Source organism: Intestinirhabdus alba, assembly GCF_009711095.1.
Classification (GTDB): Bacteria; Pseudomonadota; Gammaproteobacteria; order Enterobacterales; family Enterobacteriaceae; genus Intestinirhabdus; species Intestinirhabdus alba.
In genome coordinates this window covers 1-3,564 of the sequence record NZ_WMJZ01000085.1, presented here as the reverse complement: position 1 = coordinate 3,564, position 3,564 = coordinate 1, and the positions used below count along the sequence as shown (strand labels likewise).

At 64.4% G+C, this 3,564-nt stretch carries 2 protein-coding genes and 1 pseudogene; all 3 read left to right on the top strand.

Going from position 1 to position 3,564, the window contains the following annotated elements:
* Window positions 1-49: 49 nt before the first annotated feature.
* Window positions 50-1,390, top strand: a complete 1,341-nt coding sequence (tssK, locus tag GJV78_RS22445) for a type VI secretion system baseplate subunit TssK (protein WP_167519718.1) — start codon at window positions 50-52, stop codon at window positions 1,388-1,390.
* Window positions 1,387-2,061 (top strand): type VI secretion system protein TssL, short form, encoded by a 675-nt coding sequence (gene tssL / locus GJV78_RS22440; protein WP_155110274.1) that lies wholly within the window; start codon window positions 1,387-1,389, stop codon window positions 2,059-2,061. The genes tssK and tssL overlap by 4 nt, the downstream gene beginning before the upstream one ends.
* Window positions 2,058-3,564, top strand: a pseudogene (locus GJV78_RS22435) (OmpA family protein); the annotation flags it as partial. The gene tssL and the pseudogene GJV78_RS22435, both read left to right, overlap by 4 nt.

Here is a 3,564-nt window from a genome sequence, read left to right as displayed (position 1 = left end):
GTCGCTGGTCAGCCAGATGCCGAAGGCCAAAGCATAAGGCAGGTGCGCTGTGAAGACAGAACAACCGTTATGGGGTCGGGGAATTATGATCTCGCCCCAGCACTTTCAGCAGCAGGTTGCCTATGCGGCCTGGTCCGTTGAATGCATAGCTCAGATGGGGCTTAACCACCCGTGGGGTGTTATTGAAGCCTCATTCGAACCCGAAGCACTGAAGCTCGGGCGTCTGCAGGCACGTCGTCTGCACGTCCGCTTTCAGGACGGAACGCTGGTCGATACGGATAATGCCGATGCACTTCCTCCGGTGCTGATGCTGGAAGGGGATACGCATGAGACGGAGGTTGTGCTTGCACTGCCGCTGCTGCGTGCCAACGGCGGTAACTGTCTGGCACCTGACGAAGTCGCCGAGCGTCCGGTACGCTACCGTCAGCGCTGGCGGGACGTGCGCAACCAGTACGGGGATGATAACCGGCAAATAGCGGTAATGCAGCCGGAGATCGTCCTGCGGTACGCGCACCAGGACAACAGCGATTATCTTACCTGCCCGGTCGCCCGCTTGCTGCGGGACCGGCAGGGTAACTGGATGCTCGACGATACGTTCTTGCCGCCCGCCCTGACCGTCGGCAGCAGCCGATGGCTGGCGCAGCAGCTGGAGCAACTGATGTCACAGCTTCGCGCCCGCCTGACCCGGCTGATGGGGATGCGGCGCGAAAGCAACGAGCGGATGGCGGACTTTGCCGTGGCGGACGTCTCCCTGTTCTGGCTGCTGAACGCCCTGAACAGCGCCGAACCGGTGCTGGCTCAGTTTCATCGCTTCCCGCAGAGCGCCCCCGAGCGTCTGTATGTGGAGCTGGCGCGGCTGGCGGGCAGTCTGTTGACCTTTTCGCTGGCGCATCAGGTCAGCGCTATTCCGGTCTATCAGCACGAGCGGCCGAACGCGGTGTTCCCGCCGCTGTTCGAGTTGCTGAACGTACTGCTGGAGGCCAGCTTGCCGTCGCGGGTGCTGGCGCTGGAGCTGCTACACGATAAGCGGCTGCGGCAGTGGCTGGCGCGGCTGGAAGATCCGCGGCTGCGCGAAGGGGCCGATTATTATCTCTCCGTGCGTTCGCACCTTCCCGTTGCGCAGCTGCAGGAGCAGTTTCCGCGGCAGTGCAAGGTCGGCAGCCCGGATTATGTCACTAGCCTGGTCAACGCCTCCCGACAGGGGATCCCGCTTAAGCCGCTGCGCCACGTGCCCGCCGCGATCCCGCTGCGCCTGGAGAATCAGTATTTCTCTCTCGATCTCTCCCATCCGGCGGCGCAGGAAATGCTGGAGTGTGGCAAATGTATGTTCTACACCCCGGGAACGCTGGGCGAGCCTGAACTGGAACTCTATGCGGTACTGAGAACATGAGTGACAACAAACGCTTTGACATTGATGCACTGCTGCAGGACACGTGGCTGCAGGTTGTCAGCCTGCAGCATGGGCCGACCTTTGATGACGGGGAAGGCCGCATACTGTGGGAGCGCTGCGCTGAGGACGTTGTGCGCGTACAGCAGTCCCTGAAAGAGGCCGGAATGGCGGAAGAGGACTGCCGGCACATCCTTATTGCCCAGTGCGCGCTGCTGGATGAAGCGGTGAAAAGCCGCGGCGTTCAGGATGACGCCTGCGTGCGGTGGTACGACATTCCGCTGCAGGGGCACTTTCTTGGCACCATCGAGGCCGGGGATTCGCTGTGCGATCGCATGCGCGACGTGCTGCGCGATCCGGCTCCGGTGCCGGCCGTGCTGATCTGCTTTCACCGGGTCATGATGCTGGGATTTCTCGGCAGCTATCGGTCGCTCAACGATCCGGAGCGTGAAAAGCTGGTGAAAGCGCTTGGCGAGCGGGTGCCGCCCTTCAGCTTTCCTTCCGACCACCCGGTACTGGTCGACGCCAGAGGCGGATATGCCCTGGGCGGCCTGCTGGCGTCGTGGCCGGTACGCATCGCGTTCAGCCTGGCGCTGCTGGCCGCGCTGTGGTGGGGGCTGGACAGCTGGCTCGACAGGATGCTGACGACCCTGTTGCCCGGAGTAGTGAAATGAGCGCTGCGCAACGATGCGTACTGGCGCTGTGGGCTGCGCTGCTGGCGGGCGTTGTTTGCCTGGCCTTTCTGCCGCTATCCCGGCCGGCGGCCGCGCTGGTCATGGTGGCGCTGTGGGGGATTATCGCTTCCGTCTGGTATCTGAATCGCCGGCGGGTGACGCATCAGGCCGCGCCGGATTTCGCTAATTTACCGGACGCCGCCTATCGCCATCCGGTTGTGCTGGTGTGCGGCGATATGCCCCAGGCGTGGCCCGAGGAAACGGCGGTGCTGACGGTGGCTCAGGGCTGCTGGATCCGTGTAGAAGAACATCAGGACCCGGAGCTGGTGGCGCGACAGCTGCTGTGGCTACGGCCTGACTGGGGGCGTCAGCTGTCAATAATGATAGTTGTCTGTCCGCAGCGCCATCGTGATACGGAAGCGCTGGCCAGCCGGCTGCTGGCGGTACGCTGGCAGATCGGCAGGCTGCGTCGGGATACCGGCTACAGCATTCCGCTGATCCTGAGCGGCGTTGCGGGCAGCGTGATTATGCGCGAGCTGCTCTGGCAGGCGGCCATTCCCGGCGAGGGCCTCAGCGTCTGGCGGGAGAGCGCAGCCCCGCGATCCGTTGCTTCGTGGGTTACGACCGGCGGCGCAGTGGTGATGCAGCAGCAGGTGCTGATCAACTGCCTGATGGCGTGGTTTCAACAACACGTGCAGGCCGTGTTTATCGACGAAAACCCGGATATACCGCGCGTTGTGCCGGCAGCGGTGCTATGGGGCTGCGGGCCGGCGCTGTCGGGATGCCTCCCATCCTCCGTCTGGACGGAGTGGCTGCAGCGGCATACCGCGATGGCCGACGTTGCGGGCTGGCGTCCCAATGAGTCGATAACCACCGCAAACTCGCTGCTGCCAGATTTTGTGCTGCCGCTGCTGCCGGAAGGCCAGGGGCTGACGCCGAGGCAGCGGACATGGCGCAGCGGGCTGGCCTTATTCACCGCTGCCGCTGTTGCCGCGCTGTGCAGCAGCGGCTGGAACAACCGCCAGCTGCTGCAGCGGCTGAGCTTTGACATACATCACTATCAGCAGATTTCGCCGGAGGAGGCGGCCGCCAAAGCCACCGCCGTCGGTATTCTGCGTGAAGATGCGGCGCAGCTGGACGACTGGGCGCGCAATGGCGAGCCTCCCGGAATGGGGCTTGGGCTATATCAGGGCGAGCGCCTGCGTATGCCGGTGCTGGATGCGATTCGCTCGTACGTGCCGCCTTCGCCGCCGCNAAGCCCGGTTCGACGAAGGTGCTGGTTAACGCGCTGGTGGGGATCCGGGCGAAGCCGGGCTGGCTGATTATCGTGGCCGGCCATACCGACAGCACCGGTGACGAGCGGGCCAACCAGGCGCTCTCCCTGAAGCGCGCCGGCGCGGTGCGCGACTGGATGCGCGACACCGGCGACGTGCCGGAGAGCTGTTTTGCGGTGCAGGGCTACGGCGAGAGCCGCCCTGTCGCCACCAACGACACGGCGGAGGG

Bases quoted from the DNA above. Each gene is read 5' to 3' on its own strand.
- tssL (WP_155110274.1), top strand. From the start codon at position 1,387: ATGAGTGACAACAAACGCTTTGACATTGATGCACTGCTGCAGGACACG.